The 17,176-nt window shown below is 67.5% G+C and carries 19 protein-coding genes; 8 read left to right on the forward strand and 11 right to left on the reverse strand.

Annotated elements, in window-relative coordinates; genetic code table 11:
* Positions 1 to 25: 25 nt before the first annotated feature.
* Complete coding sequence (locus tag ACFV2O_RS33170; RefSeq protein WP_379255558.1) at positions 26 to 928, reverse strand: DUF6597 domain-containing transcriptional factor; 903 nt, start codon at positions 926 to 928, stop codon at positions 26 to 28.
* A gap of 52 nt (positions 929 to 980) precedes the next feature.
* On the opposite strand from ACFV2O_RS33170, the gene ACFV2O_RS33175 reads away from it, so the two are divergent.
* The gene (locus tag ACFV2O_RS33175) at positions 981 to 1,451 is read left to right on the forward strand and encodes a VOC family protein (protein WP_355078215.1); all 471 of its coding nucleotides are present in this window, start codon (positions 981 to 983) and stop codon (positions 1,449 to 1,451) included.
* Between the two features lie 65 nt (positions 1,452 to 1,516).
* Here ACFV2O_RS33175 and uvrB read toward each other — a convergent pair whose 3' ends face one another.
* Positions 1,517 to 3,706 carry an excinuclease ABC subunit UvrB gene (gene uvrB, locus ACFV2O_RS33180; protein ID WP_379255560.1) on the reverse strand — a complete coding sequence of 730 codons (2,190 nt, stop codon included), beginning with the start codon at positions 3,704 to 3,706 and terminating at the stop codon, positions 1,517 to 1,519.
* Positions 3,707 to 4,207: 501 nt separating this feature from the next.
* On the opposite strand from uvrB, the gene ACFV2O_RS33185 reads away from it, so the two are divergent.
* Together ACFV2O_RS33185 and ACFV2O_RS33190 are read left to right on the forward strand one after the other, a co-directional pair.
* Positions 4,208 to 4,858, forward strand: a complete 651-nt coding sequence (locus tag ACFV2O_RS33185; RefSeq protein WP_356967866.1) for a hypothetical protein — start codon at positions 4,208 to 4,210, stop codon at positions 4,856 to 4,858.
* A 57-nt stretch (positions 4,859 to 4,915) separates the two neighbouring features.
* Positions 4,916 to 5,440, forward strand: a complete 525-nt coding sequence (locus ACFV2O_RS33190; RefSeq protein ID WP_355078218.1) for a DUF402 domain-containing protein — start codon at positions 4,916 to 4,918, stop codon at positions 5,438 to 5,440.
* A gap of 58 nt (positions 5,441 to 5,498) precedes the next feature.
* On the opposite strand, the gene coaE is transcribed toward ACFV2O_RS33190, so the two are convergent.
* Together coaE and ACFV2O_RS33200 are read right to left on the reverse strand one after the other, a co-directional pair.
* Positions 5,499 to 6,710, reverse strand: coding sequence for a dephospho-CoA kinase (gene coaE, locus ACFV2O_RS33195; protein ID WP_364430365.1), 1,212 nt, complete (start codon positions 6,708 to 6,710; stop codon positions 5,499 to 5,501).
* A gap of 1,090 nt (positions 6,711 to 7,800) precedes the next feature.
* The gene (locus ACFV2O_RS33200; protein WP_379255561.1) at positions 7,801 to 8,223 is read right to left on the reverse strand and encodes a MarR family winged helix-turn-helix transcriptional regulator; all 423 of its coding nucleotides are present in this window, start codon (positions 8,221 to 8,223) and stop codon (positions 7,801 to 7,803) included.
* A 100-nt stretch (positions 8,224 to 8,323) separates the two neighbouring features.
* On the opposite strand from ACFV2O_RS33200, the gene ACFV2O_RS33205 reads away from it, so the two are divergent.
* Complete coding sequence (locus ACFV2O_RS33205; RefSeq protein ID WP_364430369.1) at positions 8,324 to 9,760, forward strand: MFS transporter; 1,437 nt, start codon at positions 8,324 to 8,326, stop codon at positions 9,758 to 9,760.
* Between the two features lie 72 nt (positions 9,761 to 9,832).
* Here ACFV2O_RS33205 and ACFV2O_RS33210 read toward each other — a convergent pair whose 3' ends face one another.
* Positions 9,833 to 10,168 carry a hypothetical protein gene (locus ACFV2O_RS33210; protein ID WP_355078222.1) on the reverse strand — a complete coding sequence of 112 codons (336 nt, stop codon included), beginning with the start codon at positions 10,166 to 10,168 and terminating at the stop codon, positions 9,833 to 9,835.
* A gap of 91 nt (positions 10,169 to 10,259) precedes the next feature.
* On the opposite strand from ACFV2O_RS33210, the gene ACFV2O_RS33215 reads away from it, so the two are divergent.
* Positions 10,260 to 10,856, forward strand: coding sequence for a TetR family transcriptional regulator (locus ACFV2O_RS33215; RefSeq protein WP_364430374.1), 597 nt, complete (start codon positions 10,260 to 10,262; stop codon positions 10,854 to 10,856).
* Between the two features lie 51 nt (positions 10,857 to 10,907).
* Here the strand turns inward: ACFV2O_RS33215 and ACFV2O_RS33220 are convergent, their stop codons facing one another.
* A complete protein-coding gene (locus tag ACFV2O_RS33220) occupies positions 10,908 to 11,609 on the reverse strand; it encodes a TetR/AcrR family transcriptional regulator (RefSeq protein ID WP_356967854.1) in 702 nt (233 codons plus the stop codon).
* Positions 11,610 to 11,690: 81 nt separating this feature from the next.
* Between ACFV2O_RS33220 and ACFV2O_RS33225 the strand changes: the two genes are divergently transcribed.
* Positions 11,691 to 12,371 carry an NAD(P)-dependent oxidoreductase gene (locus tag ACFV2O_RS33225; RefSeq protein ID WP_379255563.1) on the forward strand — a complete coding sequence of 227 codons (681 nt, stop codon included), beginning with the start codon at positions 11,691 to 11,693 and terminating at the stop codon, positions 12,369 to 12,371.
* A gap of 107 nt (positions 12,372 to 12,478) precedes the next feature.
* On the opposite strand, the gene ACFV2O_RS33230 is transcribed toward ACFV2O_RS33225, so the two are convergent.
* Complete coding sequence (locus ACFV2O_RS33230) at positions 12,479 to 12,757, reverse strand: hypothetical protein (RefSeq protein ID WP_379255565.1); 279 nt, start codon at positions 12,755 to 12,757, stop codon at positions 12,479 to 12,481.
* Positions 12,758 to 12,806: 49 nt separating this feature from the next.
* Here ACFV2O_RS33230 and ACFV2O_RS33235 point away from each other — a divergent pair, with 49 nt between their 5' ends.
* Positions 12,807 to 13,067 (forward strand): hypothetical protein, encoded by a 261-nt coding sequence (locus ACFV2O_RS33235; RefSeq protein WP_379255566.1) that lies wholly within the window; start codon positions 12,807 to 12,809, stop codon positions 13,065 to 13,067.
* Positions 13,068 to 13,138: 71 nt separating this feature from the next.
* On the opposite strand, the gene rpsA is transcribed toward ACFV2O_RS33235, so the two are convergent.
* Positions 13,139 to 14,605 (reverse strand): 30S ribosomal protein S1, encoded by a 1,467-nt coding sequence (gene rpsA / locus ACFV2O_RS33240; RefSeq protein WP_039797295.1) that lies wholly within the window; start codon positions 14,603 to 14,605, stop codon positions 13,139 to 13,141.
* Positions 14,606 to 14,845: 240 nt separating this feature from the next.
* Here rpsA and ACFV2O_RS33245 point away from each other — a divergent pair, with 240 nt between their 5' ends.
* The gene (locus ACFV2O_RS33245; RefSeq protein WP_364430381.1) at positions 14,846 to 15,697 is read left to right on the forward strand and encodes a class I SAM-dependent methyltransferase; all 852 of its coding nucleotides are present in this window, start codon (positions 14,846 to 14,848) and stop codon (positions 15,695 to 15,697) included.
* Here ACFV2O_RS33245 and ACFV2O_RS33250 read toward each other — a convergent pair.
* The 3 genes from ACFV2O_RS33250 to ACFV2O_RS33260 form a co-directional block, all read right to left on the reverse strand.
* On the reverse strand, positions 15,675 to 15,983 hold the full coding sequence (locus ACFV2O_RS33250) for a hypothetical protein (protein ID WP_355078228.1): 309 nt from the start codon (positions 15,981 to 15,983) through the stop codon (positions 15,675 to 15,677). The genes ACFV2O_RS33245 and ACFV2O_RS33250 overlap by 23 nt on opposite strands.
* A 101-nt stretch (positions 15,984 to 16,084) precedes the next feature.
* Positions 16,085 to 16,243 carry a toxin-antitoxin system HicB family antitoxin gene (locus ACFV2O_RS33255; RefSeq protein ID WP_168434213.1) on the reverse strand — a complete coding sequence of 53 codons (159 nt, stop codon included), beginning with the start codon at positions 16,241 to 16,243 and terminating at the stop codon, positions 16,085 to 16,087.
* A gap of 12 nt (positions 16,244 to 16,255) precedes the next feature.
* A complete protein-coding gene (locus tag ACFV2O_RS33260) occupies positions 16,256 to 17,140 on the reverse strand; it encodes an SPFH domain-containing protein (RefSeq protein WP_355078229.1) in 885 nt (294 codons plus the stop codon).
* Positions 17,141 to 17,176 lie beyond the last annotated feature (36 nt).

Genomic DNA, 17,176 nt, shown 5'->3' on the forward strand with positions numbered 1-17,176 from the left:
CAGCTCCTCGTCGGCTGTCCGGCAACTAAGCCCTCGCCGGGATGACCTTGGCGGTGACCTCGTTCCGGAGACGTAGGGAATTCTTGGCGTATTCCAGGGGTGCCATACCCACTTCCGCGGTGAACTCACGCGAGAAATGGGCCTGGTCGAAATAACCCAGTTCCGCGGCCAACGCGGCGAGATCCTCGGTACGGCCTTTCGCGAGCAGATCGGCGCCGTCCTGCAATCGATAGCGCCGCAGCACCCATTTCGGCCCCGCGCCGACGTAGCGGCGGAACATGCGCTGCAGCGTGCGGGCGGGCACATCGAACCGCTCGGCGATCTGATCGACCCTGGTGAGCTCCTGGTCGGTGGCCATGGCGTCGATGATGCGCAGCACCGACCGATAGGTCGGGTCCTCGACCGCGGGGTGGTCGGCGAGGTATTCCTCGACGATGTGGCGACGCCGCTCGACAGTCGGCGCGTCCAGCACGCGTTCGGTCAAGCTCGCGGCGTCGGGCAGCACGTCGGCGAGTGGCACGGCGCGATCGCGGAACGAGCCGACATCCAGGCCGGTGAACGCGCCGAATCCGCCCGCACGGAAGCGGATGCCGAACGTCTCCCCGAGCCCGCTGAGTTCGCGGATGAATTTCGTGGTGGTCACGCCGTTGACGAATCCGCCGGTGCGCGTTTCGGATCGCTCGAAGGTGACGTTCACGCTCGGATAGGACAGGACCTCCGCCCGGTACGGCGGCCTGCCCCGCAGATCCCAGCTCACCGCCCAGTACCACTCGATGTAGCGGTCGACCGCGGGACCCGGCGGCAAGCGAACCAGAGAGCGATGCTTCGCCTGCTCGTCCGGATGCAGAATGCCCTTCGTGTCCTCGGGCGCGAGGGGATTGCGGGGCTGCGGCGGCTCGGCGGCGGATGATTCGGCGCTACGCGGCACGGTGTCGCTTTCTTACAAGACCCGGGGGCCCGGACCGGCGAAAGTAGTGGTCATGACGAACACAGTGAATCCCATTGCCGATGGCTACCACTCGATCACCTGTTTCCTCGCGGTCGGCGACGGCAACAAAGCGATCGATTTCTACACCGCCGTCTTCGAGGCCGAGGTCGTCACTCGCAACGACATGCCCGACGGGCAGCCCGCGCACGCCGAACTGAAGATCGGCGACTCGACCCTGCAGATGGGGCTGCCCATCCCGGACAACGGCGTGCTGGCGCCGAACGGCGAGTGGGTGCACACCTCGATCGTGCACTACTGCCCCGATGTCGACGCCGTGGTGCGGCGCGCCGTCGAACACGGCGCCCGCAAGGTCGAGGAGCCGCAGACCTTCGTGACCGGCGACCGGTTCGGCGTGGTGATCGATCCCTTCGGGCACCGCTGGGTGGTGCTCACCAAGGTCGAGGACGTCTCGCGCGAAGAGGCCGAGCGCCGGGTGAACGAATGGATGGCCACCCAGGCCTGACGGCTCGGCTGCCTCCGCGGTCGTTCCGGGAACGGACCGCGGAGGCAGCGCCGCTGCGCCCCGGATCAACTCAACCCGGCGGCGTCCATGCCGCGCAATTCCTTCTTCAGATCCGCGATCTCGTCGCGTAACCGCCCGGCGAGTTCGAACTGCAACTCCCGAGCCGCGTTCATCATCTGTGCGGTGAGTTCCTTCACGAGATCGGCCAGTTCGGCGCGCGGCATCGACTTGACGTCGCGGCCCTCGTACACGCCCGCGCTCACCGCCCGCCCCGGCTCGCCTTGCGCGCGTCTGCCCCGGCTGGCGTTGCGTCCGGAACCGCCGACCTCCACCTCGGTCTCGTCGGCCTCGCGGTACACCTGATCGAGGATGTCGGCGATCTTCTTGCGCAGCGGCTTCGGATCGATGCCCATTTCCTCGTTGTAGGCGATCTGTTTCGCGCGGCGGCGTTCGGTCTCGTCGATGGCGAACTGCATCGAGTCGGTGATCTTGTCCGCGTACATGTGCACTTCGCCGGAGACGTTGCGCGCCGCGCGCCCGATCGTCTGGATCAGCGCGGTCGTGCTGCGGAGGAATCCTTCCTTGTCCGCGTCGAGGATCGCCACCAGCGACACCTCGGGCAGGTCGAGGCCCTCGCGCAGCAGGTTGATGCCCACCAGCACGTCGTATTCGCCGAGCCGCAGTTGCCGCAGCAGCTCGACGCGGCGCAAGGTGTCGATCTCGGAGTGCAGATAGCGCACCCGGACCCCCAGCCCGAGCAGGTAGTCGGTGAGGTCCTCGGCCATCTTCTTCGTGAGCGTGGTGACCAGGACCCGTTCGTCGCGCTCGGTGCGCTGCCTGATCTCGTGGATCAGATCGTCGATCTGCCCCTTCGTCGGCTTCACCACGACCTGCGGATCGACCAGGCCGGTCGGCCGGATGACCTGCTCGACCACCTCGCCACCGGTCTGCCCGAGTTCGTACGGACCGGGAGTCGCCGACAGATACACCGTCTGCCCGATCCGATCGGCGAATTCCTCCCAGGTCAGCGGCCGGTTGTCCACCGCGGACGGCAACCGGAAGCCGTATTCCACCAGGTTGCGCTTGCGGGACATGTCGCCCTCGTACATACCGCCGATCTGCGGGACGGTGTTGTGCGACTCGTCGATGACGAGCAGGAAGTCCTCCGGGAAGTAATCCAGCAGCGTCGCGGGCGCCGAACCGGCCGGCCGGCCGTCGATGTGGCGGGAGTAGTTCTCGATGCCGGAGCAGAAGCCGACCTGCCGGATCATCTCCAGGTCGTATTGGGTGCGCATGCGCAGCCGTTGCGCCTCGAGCAGCTTGCCCTGACGTTCCAGCTCGGCGAGCCGGTCCTCCAGCTCGGCCTCGATATCGTGCACCGCGCGCTCCATCCGCTCCGGGCCCGCCACGTAGTGGGTGGCGGGGAAGATCCGCAGCATGTCGACCTGACGGACGACGTCGCCGGTGAGCGGGTGCAGGTAGTACAGCGCCTCGATCTCGTCGCCGAAGAACTCGATGCGAACGGCGAGTTCCTCGTAGGACGGGATGATCTCCACGGTGTCGCCGCGCACCCGGAACGAGCCGCGGGTGAACGCCATGTCGTTGCGGGTGTACTGCACGTCGACCAGCAGCCGCAGCAGCGCGTCCCGATCGATCTCGGTGCCGACCTGTAGCTGCACCGACCGGTCGAGATACGACTGGGGCGTGCCGAGGCCGTAGATGCACGACACCGAGGCGACCACCACCACATCGCGCCGGGACAACAGGCTCGAGGTCGCCGAATGGCGCAGCCGCTCGACGTCGTCGTTGATCGAGCTGTCCTTCTCGATGTAGGTGTCGGTCTGCGCGATGTACGCCTCGGGTTGGTAGTAGTCGTAGTAGGAGACGAAGTACTCGACGGCGTTGTTCGGCAGCATCTCGCGCAGTTCGTTGGCCAGCTGGGCGGCGAGCGTCTTGTTCGGCGCCATCACCAGCGTCGGCCGCTGCAACCGCTCGATCAGCCAGGCCGTGGTGGCCGACTTGCCCGTACCGGTGGCGCCGAGCAGCACCACGTCGCGTTCCCCCGCGGTGATCCTGCGCTCCAGTTCGGCGATCGCGGCAGGCTGGTCGCCCGCGGGCTGGTGCTCGCTGACCACCTCGAACCGGCCGCCGACGCGCTCGATCTCGCCGACCGGGCGGAACTCCGAGTGCGCGAGCGGCTGCTCGGCGGCCCTGCCCTCGAAGCCCTCCGCCGGAATCTCGGTTGCGAATGCCATGCTCACCAGCCTAGGCCCACCCACCGACAGGTTCCCGTGGACAACGGACGGTCACGAGCCGGGTGACACCCCACGCTTCGACGCTGTGAAACCGATCACACCGGAAGCGGTCGCCGACCGGTCGTTCGCCGGAAGTTCACGAGCTCGCGTGCCACTGATGCGCACGGATGCGATCGAAGCCGCCTGTCGGCCATCGAGAAGAAGGGGATAAGCGACACCGCGCGGTGGGTACACCGAAAGCGAACGATTTCAACGACTTTCGATGAATCGGTGCGAGCCCGCTCCTATCATCCTCGGCGGCAGGGAGTTCGCCGTGCGGCCTGCGCTCGACCGCATCCTCACAGCCCACGCACCCTCGCTCGGCGCGAACGGTTACATGTCCGAAATGTCCGTTGCGGCAACAGATTTCGTGTGAGAGAACACCTTATCGCGAACCGCGCGAGCACCCCGACCCAGGTGTAACCTGATCTGGTTGTTCGGACTTGGTGAAGGACGAAAGCCATGAGCGGTCTGATTCCATTGCTCGTCGCCGTGCCGGCTGTGACCGGCATCGCCGGGTACGTCGCCAGAGACATCCGCGCGGTGGTTCCCTCCGTCGCCGGCGCGGTCATGGCCGCCCCACCAGGGCCGATCGCTCCGGTCAGACCGGCGCCGCACCGGCCGCGGGTGGAGTTCTTCAATCTGGCCGAACTCAGCAACACCGACGCCAAGGGCTTCGTCCGCCCGGTCGACCGCTTCCACGTCGAGCCGTGGGGCCTGTACATGGCCCGCCGGGTCGGCGGACCGGATTCGCACTACCTCGAATCCTGGTTGCTGCCGGGACTCTCGTTGCGCGCGACGCTGGCGCGGACCAACCCGGCGCACCACCGGGAACCGGTCTACCGCCTCGACGTCGGCGAGTTCAGCCGGGTCGGCCAGAAACGCTGGAAAGCGGTGGACCAGTACTTGTCCATCGCCGTGCGCCGCGGCGGCACCGCCGAACTGCTCGGCGTCGACGAACTGCTCGCCGCGCATGCCGCGGGACTGGTCGAGACGGCGCAGGCGCACCGGGCGTTCGAGCGGGCCACGGCCGTGCTGGACGGGCTGGCCGCGCACGATCACCGCGTGGAGGGCTGGCTCGCCACCCACGGCATCACCCTCACCTGGATGTAGCCCGCGGATTACTGCCTCCGGCTCGACGCGCCGGGAACGGCGGTAGATTCTTGATGCATGACGCAGGCACCCATCGTCGACGTGCACCGGCCCAAAGTCGAGTACTTCAACCTCGCGGACCTGACGAACACGGATCCGAAAGGCTTCGTGCGCCCGGTCGAGAAGTACCACGTCGAGCCGTGGGGCCTGTACATGGCGCGCACCTCGGATCACCCGCAGTTCCACTACATCGAGTCCTGGTTGCTGCCGAAGCTGCACCTGCGCGCGACCATCTTCCACTACCTGCCCGCGCATCGGCGCGACCAGGACTATTACCTCGACATCGGTGAATTCACACCGGTCGCCCCGAAGAAGTGGAAGTCCGTCGATCACTACCTCGACATCGTCGTGCGCTCCGCACGCGAGACGCAGCTGCTCGACGTCGACGAGCTGATCGCCGCGCACGCCGCGGGCCTGATCAGCCTCGCCGACGCCGAGGCGGCGGTGCAGCACGCCACCGCCGCCATCGACGGCATCGCCGCGAACGGTCACACCTTCGAGGGCTGGCTGGAGACCATGGACATCACCTTGACCTGGCTGTAGTCCCGGACCTGCGCACACGCGACCCGATCGACGCGGCGGACGGCCGGGGCCGGAGCGGCTAAGGCGCCGACGACTCCCGCCAAGCAAGCGCCCGCGGATACGCGGCGTCGAACCAGGGCTCTTTGACGTCGAGGTAGGCGGCGGTGGCCTCCGCGCCCGTCAGCCCTGCCGCCTTGGCTTCACCCTCACGCTTGACGGCGAGATACTCCGCGCGAGCCCCGGCGTCGGCACGCAGCCAATCCCGCAGCAGCAGCGCGTACTGCTGCCCCGGCGAACCCTCGACGCGCACGTGCACGTTGGCCAACCGGCCGGGGTCGGCGCTCTGGTGGAAGCGCTTGCTCCACAGCGCGGTGTCGACGCCCGCCGGGTCCTGCGGCGTCGGCTTGGGATTGTCCTGGGTACTCTCCGGCCGCGCCGGGAATCCCGCGGCGGCGATGGCATCGCGCAGGCCGTCGGCGGCGGCCAGGTCGGCGACCGTGATCTGCAGATCGATGACGTCCTTGGCGGGCAGGCCCGGCACGGACGTGGAACCGACGTGGTCGATCCGGGAGGCGGCGCTGCCGCAGGCCACCCACAGCCTGGCGATCAGCCGCTGCGCCTGCGCGGGCCAGGCCGGATCGGCGGGCACCAGCCGGATGTCACCGCGTCGCGCAGGCGTCCCGGCGCGCAGGTTGCGCTCGAAGGGCACCAGGCGCTCCGCCCACAGCGCGCGTACCTCCGCCTCGACCTCACCCGGCGCGCCACTGTTGTCCAGCAATACATCGGCAACGGCTCGACGCTGCTCGTCGGTGGCCTGCGCCGAAATACGCGCACGCGCATCGGATTCGGCGACACCACGGAATTCCACCAAACGGCGAATTCGCGTTTCCGCGTCGACGTCGACGATGAGCACGAGATTCATCAACGGCGCCAGGCCGTTTTCCACCAAAAGCGGAATATCCTGCACCACAACGGCGTCCGCGGGTGCGGCCGCGATCAATTCCGCGGTACGTTTTCCAACGAGCGGGTGCACGATCGAATTCAGTCTCGCGCGCGCCGCGTCGTCACCGAACGCCGCGGCGGCCAGGGCGGGCCGGTCGAGACTGCCGTCCGCGGCGAGGATGCCTGCGCCGAACGCCTCCACCAGCGCGGCGAGTCCCTCGGTGCCCGGCTCGACCACCTCCCTGGCGATGAGGTCGGAATCGATGACCACCGCGCCGAGGTCGGCCAGTGCGCGAGCCACCGTCGACTTCCCCGCTCCCATGCCTCCGGTGAGGCCGATTCGTAACATTCGACCAGTCTTGCATCCGGGCCTGGCAGGGGCCTGTGCTGCCCCGAACGCGTCGGCGACGGTCCGCCTCGTAGGCCAGGCCCGTCGACGGGCGATCCGGCCGAATACCCGATGCGGTCGCGTATTCCACCGCCCGGGAAGCCATTTGCCCGATCCGTGACAGCGCCGAGACCGATTCGCAACAATTCCGGATGTTTACGGTTCGGCCGCGACGACTTTCCGACACGCCGAGGCAATTACTCGGGCAAAATACTCTGCCGATCAGTTTCGTTCCGCTAATCTTCGCCGTGGCGATCCAGGCCGACACCAGCGAAGCAAAGGAACACCATTGGGCACCAGAATCAACCGGGCGGGTCGCCACCGCCTGGGCATGGCGGGGCGAGTGCACTGCATTCAGATCCCCGCTGTCGCGGCGGCGCTCGCGGAGCACCGTCGCTCTTGGTTCACCGCGTTCATCAGTCCCGCGCGGCACAGTTTCGCTGCCATGCGGAACCGTCCGGCCGCACCCGCGGTCCGGTGGGTACCTGCTACCGCAAGCTGAACCCGAGCTCGAAGTGGCCCAGCCTCTCGCCAAGGCTGGGCCACTGTTTTGCGTGCCAACGGTGAGCGCGGTTCTCGGCGCACGACATCGGCCGGACAGAATGTAAGTACAGATGCAAGATCGATCGCGGGCGGCGTCAGTGAACTCGCTTCCGGCGAACTCCGCGCCGACCGTCCCCGAATAAGCCGTGCTTCCCCGAGCGCGAACTCCGAGCGGCCCGGATGCCCGTGTGACATCGTAAATAATTACGAAGGTTCTCCTCCGATTCGGTGACGAAGCCGTGCGCCGCCACGGCATGCACTCGGTTTCGATTCGTGACCGTCACCGGAACGAGAGAAAAACATCTCCGAAACCGCCGCCGTTTCCACCGCTTCTCGCGCAACACGACCCACCGAACGGTCCCAAAAGCGCCGACGACCGAATTCCCGGCATTATCGCCAGCGGGATATTGCCTTTCACCAGCAGCCGGACGCCGTTCGGATTCTCGATGTGGTGCGTCTCCTGGCAAACCATCCGCAGCGAGCCGGGCTACCGGGTCTCTCGCGGCGCTCAGCCCGACGTCACGCGGCGCAGCAGCCCGTACAGTTGCCTGCGCTCCGGTTCGTCGAGCACGGCCAGTGCGGGCACGTTGTCGAACACCTCTCGATCGAGAGTTCTCCGGAGCTCCTCTCCCCGCTCGGTGAGAGTCAGCAGGCGCGCGCGGCGATCGGTGGGGTGCACCTCCTTGCGCACCAAGCCCAGCGCCTCCAAGCGGTCCACCATGGTCGCGGTATTCGACAGGTCGGCACCCAACTGACGGGAGAGATCCTTCGGCGTCAGGGGCGTATCCAGTCGCCCCAGTGCCTTGGCCTGCGCCGGGGTCACGCCCAAACGCGCTGTGGCAGCGGCGAAATGCGCACGCACCAGCCCGACCGCGCGCTGCAGCACGTCGACCAACTCCGCCATGCTCGGCACCTCTTGCGGTTCGCTCACCGACACAGCCTACCCGCGGCACACTAATTAGTGGTTGACCACCATTAAATCGGATGTCACCATAGCTCGGTAATAGTGGTACACCACCAATGAAGGAACCATGACTACTTCGACGATCGCACCGCGCCCCGGCCTGAGGTCCGGCTATCTGGCGTTGACGCTGTTGTGCTCGGTGCAGATGATGCTGAATCTCGACGACACCGTGGTCAACGTCGCACTGCCCACCATCCAGCGCTCGCTGCACATGTCCGAAAGCGACCTGACCTGGATCGTCAACGCCTACCTCCTGCTGTTCGGCGGGTTCCTGATCTTCGGCGGACGTTGCGCCGACCTGTTCGGCGGCAAGCGCGTCTTCCTGGTGGGCGTCACCGTGTTCGCGGTCGCGTCACTGACCACCGGCCTCGCGCAGAACGGCTTGATGGTGGTGGCGAGCCGCGCGGGTCAGGGCATCGGCGGCGCTCTCGCCAGTCCGGCCGCGCTGAGCATCGTCGCGGGATTGTTCACCGACCCACGGGCACGAAGTCGCGCCTTGGGCATCTGGGCCGGCCTCGGCGGCTTGGCTGCCACGCTCGGCGTGGTGCTTTCCGGCGTCATCACTCAGTACGCGAGCTGGCGATGGTGCTTCTTCATCAACGTGCCGGTGGCGCTGATCGCCCTGGTCGCCATCCCACGACTGGTCGAGACGGGAACCCGGAGCGAGGCCGTGCGGCCGCGCATCGACGGGCTCGGCGCAGCCCTGATCACCGCGGCGGTCGCGGCGTTCGACTACGGGCTGATCGACAGCGGCCGAGCATCCTTCGCCGCGACGGCGTTCCGGCTGGGTGCGGGTCTCGCGCTGCTGCTCGCGTTCCTCGTTCGCGAACGGCGCCACGCGTCCCCCCTGATTCCCTTGTCGTTCTTCCGCGATCGGGATCGGGCGGTCGCCAACGCGGCCAACGTCCTGTTCTGCTCGGCGATCCTGTCGATGTTGTTCTTCCTCACCCTCCACCTGCAGCAGGTCATGCACTACAGCCCGGCCCGAACCGGAGCGGCCTGGCTGCCGTTCTGCGCGTTGGTGATCGCGGGCTTCGCGACTTCGGCGGCCCTCACTCCACGTTTGGGCGTCCGCTGGGTTCTGACCACCGCGATGGTCGCCTGCGGTCTCGGCATGCTCGCACTGTCGCGGCTGTCACCCACGGGAGGCTATCTCGAGCTGTTGCCGGGCATGCTGGCCGCCGGGTTCGGAATGGGCTTGGCGTTCGTGTCGATCACCATCGCGGCGGTCGGTGAAACCCACGAGGACATCACCGGACTGGCCTCCGGACTGGTGACGACGACGCAACAGCTAGGCGGCGCGTTCGGGCTCGGCGTGCTCAGCACCGTCGCGATCAGCCGCAGCACCGCGTTGCTCGAGTCCGGGATCTCCACCGAATCCGCACTCACCCAGGGATTCCGGCTCGCATTCGAAATCAGCTCGGCGATTCTCGCGGTGGCGGCGATCCTCGCGGCACTCGGCATCACAGCGAAAGCCGGCACCGCTCCGGCACCGGCTCGCTGAATTCATGGACCGGCGACGGCGAGACACCTCATCGGATGCCTCGCCGAAGCCGCACCAGCCCGGAACGCGGGATCAGGCAGTCGTACCCGCGTGCATCTGCCGAGGCGGATTCGGCAGCCCGAGTGCGGTATTGAGGCGGTAAGCCCCACCCAGACCGTGGAAGACCGCCATGCTCAGGCCTCCGATGCCGATGCTCACCGCACCGACCCATGGATGACTCGCCAAGTCGGCCCAGTACACCAGCAGCGCCGTCAGCAGCAGTCCGAGGAATCCGGCCACGGAGTTGCGCACGGGCGCGTTACCCGTGACGTTCGGGAACTCCTCCCCCATCATCCCTTTCACGAAATGCGGAACGGCGTTCACTCCCAGGATCCCGGCACCGAGGGCCAGGGCGACAGTGGACCACATCGCTACCACCTCACTCTCCAATTCGGTCAACAGTTGTAGACCGAAAGCTACCCCTGCGCGGCCTTTGAGTCAACGCACGTAGACTGAATTCATGGATGCGACTCCCACCCGAGCCCAGCAGCGCCGCAACACCGAGGAACGGATCCTGGCGGCGGCGGGCCGGTTGTTCGCGGAGATCGGCTACGACCGGACGACCATCCGGGCCGTCGCGACGGAGGCGGACACCGATCCGAGCCTGGTGATGCGCTATTTCGGATCGAAAGAGAATTTGTTCGCGCGGGTCGCGGTCTTCGCCGACGACCACCCGATCACCGGGACGCCGGAGCAGGTCGCCGAGCTCCTGCTCGACGCGCTCGCCATCAAGCTCGCCGACCAGCCGGTCAACACGCTGGCGGCGATCCGCTCGATGCTCACCCACCCGGACGCCGCCGACGAGGTACGCGCGGCCATGACCGCGCGACAGCGGGAAGCGGCCGGGCAGTTGCGCGACGACGAGGCGGACCTGCGCGCCGGATTGCTGGGAGCCCTCACCATCGGCGTGGTGATCGGCCGTCATCTGCTCGAACTCGATGGTCTGCGCGACGCGCCGCCGCAGCGCATCATTGCCTTGCTGCGCAACGCCTTTCACGACATCGCGCACGGCCCCGCCGAACCGGGATCGCACGAGGGAACACGACCGGCACGCTAGATCGTCCGAGCTCCGCGACGCCGCTGCGGAACCGCCGCCGAACCCTACGGGCTAGAAGCCGAGCGAACGAACCAGGTCGCGCATCTCGGCGCGGAACAGTTTCCCCGGGTCCTGCGACTGTGGACGCAGGTGGCCGTACACCTCCAGTGCGATCGGGCCGTGCATCCGGCCCCACAGACGCAGGGCGAGGGCGAGCGCGTCGGGAGGTAGATCCGGGAAGTCGGACCGGACATGGTCGACCAAGCTCGCGTCGAAGTCGGACCACGTGCAGTCACCCGCGGACTGGGTAGCCGCGGCCCGTGGCCACGCGGCGGCCGCGAGACCGACCAGGCCGGTGCAGGCGCGTAATTCGGCCGCGCCGGCGGGTCCGCCCGGCGGCGGCCGATAACCGGGCACCGGATCGCCGTAGATGAGCCGGAATTCGGCGGGCCGTTCGATTGCCCAGGCGCGCACGGCCTCGGCCCAGGCCATGATGCGTCCGGCCGGATCCGCCGCAGGAACGGCGTCGCGCGCCGCTTCCAGCCGGTCGACCAAGGCGGTGTAGACGTCCGAGATGAGGGTGGAGATCAGGTCGTCGCGGGTGGCGAAGTAGCCGTAGATCGCGCCCGCCGTCATGCCCATTTCGCGAGCGATGGCGCGCAGCGAGATCGCGTCCGGACCGCCCTCGGCGAGCAGCCGCATCGCGATCGTCGTGATGTCCTCCAGCGTCTGGGCGCGCAGGCGCTCCCGGCGACTTCTCACGATCTCGGCCACGGTTGACACCCTACAGCGTTTGGGTACTATCTGCCGTGTTGTTACTGAACGGCGTGTAGTAAATGAACATTGCTAAGGAGAATGGTGGACATCGGAGTTTTCGGGGCGACCGGCGTCATCGGGTCGCGCGTGGTCACCGAAGCGCTGCGGCGGGGGCACCGGGTCACCGCGTTCACTCGCGACGCGGCGCGTGTCCCGACCCGCGGGGGGAGCGCGACGTGGGCGGTGGCCGACTGGCTGGATACCGACAGCATCGCCGAGGCCATAGCCGGGCTCGACGTCGTCGTGAGCGCGGTGAACGCCGGGCACGGCATCGCCGACACCATCGCCAGAGCGGACGACTTCGTGGCGGGCGCGCGGGCGATGGTCGCCGCGCTCGACCGGCAGCCGCGCGTCCGGCTGATCGCGGTGGGCGGGGCGGGCAGCCTGGAAGTCGCGCCCGGCATCCAGTTACTGGACACCGGAGACGATTTCACTCGCACCCTCACCGAAGTGCTCGACGTTCCCGCGGACTACGCGCGGGTGGTGCGCGCATTGCGCGACGCGTTGAACATCTATCGGCTGTCCAACCGCAATTGGACCTACCTGAGCCCCTCCTCGGGGCGGATCGCTCCGGGCGAGCGCACCGGCCGCTTCCGGATCGGCGGCGATCAACTCTTGGTCGGCGGCGGAGACCTCTCCGCCGAAGACGTGGCGGTCGCCCTCATCGACGAGGCCGAGCAGCCGCGTTTCGTTCAGCGCCGCTTCACCGTGGGCTACTGAGGCGGGAGTCGCCTGCCGAACAATCCGGAGCCTACGGGCGAACAGCCAGGCGCCGCGCACGGTTTCTGTCGGACCCCTCCGGCACAATAAGGGATGTCGGACGTCGATCAGGTTGCCACACAAAGTAATCCGCAACCCGAGAGATAGGGGTCACCATGCCCGACGTCCTTGCTTCGACGCCCGACCGTCTCGCCGTGGACCACGAAGAGCTCGTGGCCTTCGCGGCGGAGATCGAGCGGCACCGCGCCCTGCTGCGCCCCGCCGCAGAGGATTACCGGTACCGCGTGGCCCAGCGGATCGAGCATCTGGACCCGTCGGACCAAGAGCCGTTCCTGCGGCAGGCGGAGCAATTCGTCGAGTCGCTGCTGATCGACCCGATCCGGCACAGCACACTGGATCTGACCCGCTTACCGGGCGATCCGGGACGGTGTCCCCGTGCGGTTCGACGCCGAACGTCGAGCCTACGTTCTGCGTCGACCGGAGCCGGAACCGCTGGTGATTCGCCCCGGCTTGCCGGAACATCGGCTGGGCGTCATCGCCCGGCTGGCCTCGCTCGGGTTGCGGCTCGAGCAGATTCAGGTCGTCGCGCTCACCACGGCCCAGATGGTGGCGCCACACGAGGCGCTACGGCCGCCCGCTCACGCGCCACGAGTGCAACGCGGCACGACGAAAGCCTCACGGCACGAGAACGACTGAAAAGCGCACCGAAAAACGACTGTGCCCCAACCGAATCCCGGTTGGGGCACAGTCGTTCAGGCTATTGCCGATCAGGCATTGCCGGACAGCTTCTCACGCAGAGCCGCCAGCTGGGCGTCGCTGGCCAGTGAACCGCCGGCGGGCTCGGCCTGGCCCGCGGAGGACTGCGAACCGCTCTCGGAGGAGTAGTTCGACGCGCCGCCGCCGTTCGCGGCCTCGGCCGCGGCGTCGGCCGCCATCTTCTCCATCTGCGCGGTGTGCATCTTGTGGCGACGCTCCGCCTCGGCGTAGCGGCCCTCCCACTCCTCGCGCTGCTTGTCGAAGCCCTCGAGCCACTCGTTGGTGTCGGGGTCGAAGCCCTCGGGGAAGATGTAGTTGCCCTGCTCGTCGTAGCTGTCGGCCATGCCGTACTTCGACGGGTCGAACTCGGCGTGGTAGTCCTCGTTGGCCTGCTTGAGGCTCAGCGAGATCCGGCGACGCTCCAGGTCGATGTCGATGACCTTGACCATCGCGTCGTCGCCGACGGCCACGACCTGGTCCGGCACCTCCACGTGGCGCTCGGCCAGCTCGGAGATGTGCACCAGGCCCTCGATGCCCTCCTCGACGCGGACGAACGCGCCGAACGGAACGAGCTTGGTGACCTTGCCCGGCACGATCTGGCCGATCGCGTGGGTGCGGGCGAACTGACGCCACGGGTCTTCCTGGGTCGCCTTGAGCGACAGCGAGACGCGCTCGCGGTCCAGATCGACGTCGAGCACCTCGACGGTGACCTCGTTGCCGACCTCGACGACCTCGGACGGGTGGTCGATGTGCTTCCAGGACAGCTCGGAGACGTGCACCAGACCGTCCACGCCGCCCAGGTCGACGAAGGCGCCGAAGTTGACGATCGAGGAGACCACACCCTTGCGGACCTGGCCCTTCTGCAGCTGGTGCAGGAACTCGCTGCGCACCTCGGACTGGGTCTGCTCCAGCCAGGCGCGGCGGGAGAGCACGACGTTGTTGCGGTTCTTGTCCAGCTCGATGATCTTGGCCTCGATCTCCTTGCCGACGTACGGCTGGAGATCGCGGACGCGCCGCATCTCGACCAGCGACGCGGGCAGGAAGCCGCGCAGGCCGATGTCGAGGATCAGGCCGCCCTTGACGACCTCGATGACGGTGCCCTTGACGGCCTCGTCCTTCTCCTTGAGCTCCTCGATGGTGCCCCACGCACGCTCGTACTGCGCCCGCTTCTTCGACAGGATCAGGCGGCCTTCCTTGTCCTCCTTGGTGAGAACAAGGGCCTCGACCTCATCGCCCACGGAAACGACCTCGTTGGGGTCGACGTCGTGCTTGATGGAGAGTTCACGAGAGGGGATGACGCCTTCGGTCTTGTAACCGATGTCGAGCAGGACCTCGTCGCGATCGACCTTGACGATGGTTCCTTCGACGATGTCGCCGTCGTTGAAGTACTTGATCGTGGCGTCGATGGCGGCGAGGAAATCCTCGGCGGAGCCGATGTCGTTGACGGCTACCTGCGGCGAGGTGACGGTGGTGGGCATATGTCGGTTTGCTCCGGACGGATTGTGGTCGGTTGCGGACATTGGAACTTTCGGTACGCTGCGATCTCACCGCGAGGTGTGAAGACGGACACTAGGAACGTACCGCACGCGACGCGCGTGAAACTCAGCACGGGTTGAACTTCGGTACGGCTGTACGGAAGACACTCGCGCGTTCAGCGTACGCGACCTCGGTCCGGGCGGGCAAACCGGTCGGGTCGCCACGCCGATAGTCTGATCGGCGTGTCGGAAGATCGCCATGCGCAAGCAAACGCACTGCTCGGAACGACGGGCACGGTGCGGACCCGGATCGGATCGGCGGCCAGCAGACTGGCCAGCAGGCGATGGTGGGACGCCGACGCCGCGCAGTACCACGAGACGCACGCGGAGTTCCTCGGCGTGGACTCCCCCGGCGGCGAGTTCGTGTGGTGCCCGGAGGGCCTGCACGAAGGCGACATGAGATTCCTCGGCGACGTCACCGGCAAAGCGGTGCTGGAGATCGGCTGCGGCTCCGCTCCGTGCTCGCGCTGGCTGGCGGGGCAGGGCGCGCGCCCCGTCGGGCTCGACCTGTCGCGCGGGATGCTCGAGCGGGGCCTCGCGGTGATGGCGCGCGGCGGCCCGCGAGTGCCGCTGGTGCAGGCGGACGCCGAGGCCCTTCCGTTCGCGGACGCGTCGTTCGATCTGGCCTGCTCGGCGTTCGGCGCGGTGCCGTTCGTCGCCGATTCGGCGCAGGTGATGCGCGAGGTCGCGCGGGTGCTGCGCCCCGGTGGGCGCTGGGTGTTCTCGGTGAACCACCCGATGCGCTGGATCTTCCCGGACGATCCCGGCCCGGCGGGCCTGACCGCCACCATCCCGTACTTCGACCGCACCCCTTACGTCGAGGTCGACGGCGACGACGTGCCCACCTACGTCGAGCACCACAGGACCATCGGCGACCGGGTCAGGGAGATCGTCGCGGCGGGCCTGGCGCTGGAGGACATCGTCGAACCGGAATGGCCGGAATGGCTCGACCGCGAATGGGGGCAGTGGAGCCCGCTGCGCGGTGAGCTGTTCCCCGGTACGGCCATCTTCGTCACGAGGAAGCCCGGGCCGTGAGGCGGCGGTCATCGACCAGCTCGAGGATGGAGACCTCGTGGCTGACCAGTAGCATCTGCGTCCGCGGCAGGTCGATCAGCTTGTGCAGACCGTCCCGGAAGGCTTCGGCCTCCGCCATGGTGTCGAAGTCCAGCTCAATGAGCACCCGGTTGGGGTTGTGCGTGAACCGCGCCACCCGGCAGTTGCGGGCTCCCGCCTCGGTGTAGTACTGCACCAGACCGTCGAAGGCGGGCTTCCACGTCTCGTAATCGCGGACGGTGTCATCGATGTGCACGACCGTGGTCATCATTTCCCCTTTCGGTTCCGATGGCCGGACATTTGCTGACACCTTGCAAGTCTTCGCGCCCTCGGGCCGGGGCACCATCTCTGATCGGTATCGAGGTCGTGTCACTGCGACTTCGGTTTGCGTCCGGCCTGCTCCAGCGCCAGGCGCAGCGCGTACTCGATCTGGGCGTTGATGCTGCGCAGGTCGTCGGCCGCCCACTTCGCGATGGCGTCGTGGACGGCCGGGTCCAGGCGTAGCAGCAGTTTCTTGCGCTCGGCCATGGGCAGCCCGCCTCAGGAGTAGAGCGAACCGGCGTTGACGACGGGCTGGGTGGGACGGTCACCGCACAACACGACGAGCAGGTTCGACACCATCGCCGCCTTGCGCTCCTCGTCCAGTTCCACCATGCCCTCCTGAGCGAGCCGCTCCAGCGCCAGGCCGACCATGCCGACCGCGCCCTCGACGATCCGGGTCCGCGCGGCGACCACCTGGGCGGCCTGCTGGCGGACCAGCATGGCCTGGGCGATCTCGGGCGCGTAGGCGAGGTGGGTGATCCGCGCCTCCAGCACCTCGATACCCGCCATTTCGGTGCGCTCACGCAGTTCGACGGTCAGTTCCCCGGCCACCTCCGCTCCGTCGCGCAGGCTGGTGCGGTCGGCCTCGTGCGCGTCATACGGGTGCGTCGTGGCCAGGTGCCGGACGGCCGCCTCGGACTGGGTCTCGACGTACTCCTCGTAGTCGTCGACGGCGAAGGCCGCCTTGAAGCTGTCCACCACCCGGTAGACGACCACCGCGGCGATCTCCACCGGGTTGCCGTCGGCGTCGTTGACCTTGAGCTTCTGGGTCTCGAAGTTCCGCACGCGCAGCGAGATGCTCTTGCGGTCGGTCAGCGGGAGCACGGAATAGAAGCCGGGCTCGCTCACCGAGCCGACGTAGCGGCCGAAGAACTGCACCACTTTGGCCTCGTTCGGGTTCACCACGGTCAGCCCGGTCGCGAGCAGCAGCAGGACTACGACCACGACGACCGCCGCCACCGCACCGGCCACCGCGAAGCCGTTGCCGTCCCTGGCGCCCACGGCGAAACCGAGCGCCGCGCCGCCGCCGAACAAAACCGTGAGCACGAACCACCCGAGCAGCACCAGAAAGCCGTCGACGTGGAACGCGGATCGAAACTGCATGACATCCTCCCAATATCAGAGTGATATCACGAAGAT

Source organism: Nocardia sp. NPDC059691 (assembly GCF_042733915.1).
GTDB lineage: Bacteria > Actinomycetota > Actinomycetes > Mycobacteriales > Mycobacteriaceae > Nocardia > Nocardia sichangensis.

Bases quoted from the DNA above. Each gene is read 5' to 3' on its own strand.
- ACFV2O_RS33250 (WP_355078228.1), bottom strand. From the start codon at position 15,983: ATGACCACGGTCGTGCACATCGATGACACCGTCCGCGATTACGAGACG.
- ACFV2O_RS33190 (WP_355078218.1), top strand. From the start codon at position 4,916: ATGACGCAGGCACCCATCGTCGACGTGCACCGGCCCAAAGTCGAGTAC.
- ACFV2O_RS33205 (WP_364430369.1), top strand. From the start codon at position 8,324: ATGACTACTTCGACGATCGCACCGCGCCCCGGCCTGAGGTCCGGCTAT.
- coaE (WP_364430365.1), bottom strand. From the start codon at position 6,710: ATGTTACGAATCGGCCTCACCGGAGGCATGGGAGCGGGGAAGTCGACG.
- ACFV2O_RS33175 (WP_355078215.1), top strand. From the start codon at position 981: ATGACGAACACAGTGAATCCCATTGCCGATGGCTACCACTCGATCACC.
- rpsA (WP_039797295.1), bottom strand. From the start codon at position 14,605: ATGCCCACCACCGTCACCTCGCCGCAGGTAGCCGTCAACGACATCGGC.
- ACFV2O_RS33185 (WP_356967866.1), top strand. From the start codon at position 4,208: ATGAGCGGTCTGATTCCATTGCTCGTCGCCGTGCCGGCTGTGACCGGC.
- ACFV2O_RS33255 (WP_168434213.1), bottom strand. From the start codon at position 16,243: ATGGCCGAGCGCAAGAAACTGCTGCTACGCCTGGACCCGGCCGTCCAC.
- ACFV2O_RS33260 (WP_355078229.1), bottom strand. From the start codon at position 17,140: ATGCAGTTTCGATCCGCGTTCCACGTCGACGGCTTTCTGGTGCTGCTC.
- ACFV2O_RS33215 (WP_364430374.1), top strand. From the start codon at position 10,260: ATGGATGCGACTCCCACCCGAGCCCAGCAGCGCCGCAACACCGAGGAA.
- uvrB (WP_379255560.1), bottom strand. From the start codon at position 3,706: ATGGCATTCGCAACCGAGATTCCGGCGGAGGGCTTCGAGGGCAGGGCC.
- ACFV2O_RS33210 (WP_355078222.1), bottom strand. From the start codon at position 10,168: ATGTGGTCCACTGTCGCCCTGGCCCTCGGTGCCGGGATCCTGGGAGTG.
- ACFV2O_RS33225 (WP_379255563.1), top strand. From the start codon at position 11,691: ATGGTGGACATCGGAGTTTTCGGGGCGACCGGCGTCATCGGGTCGCGC.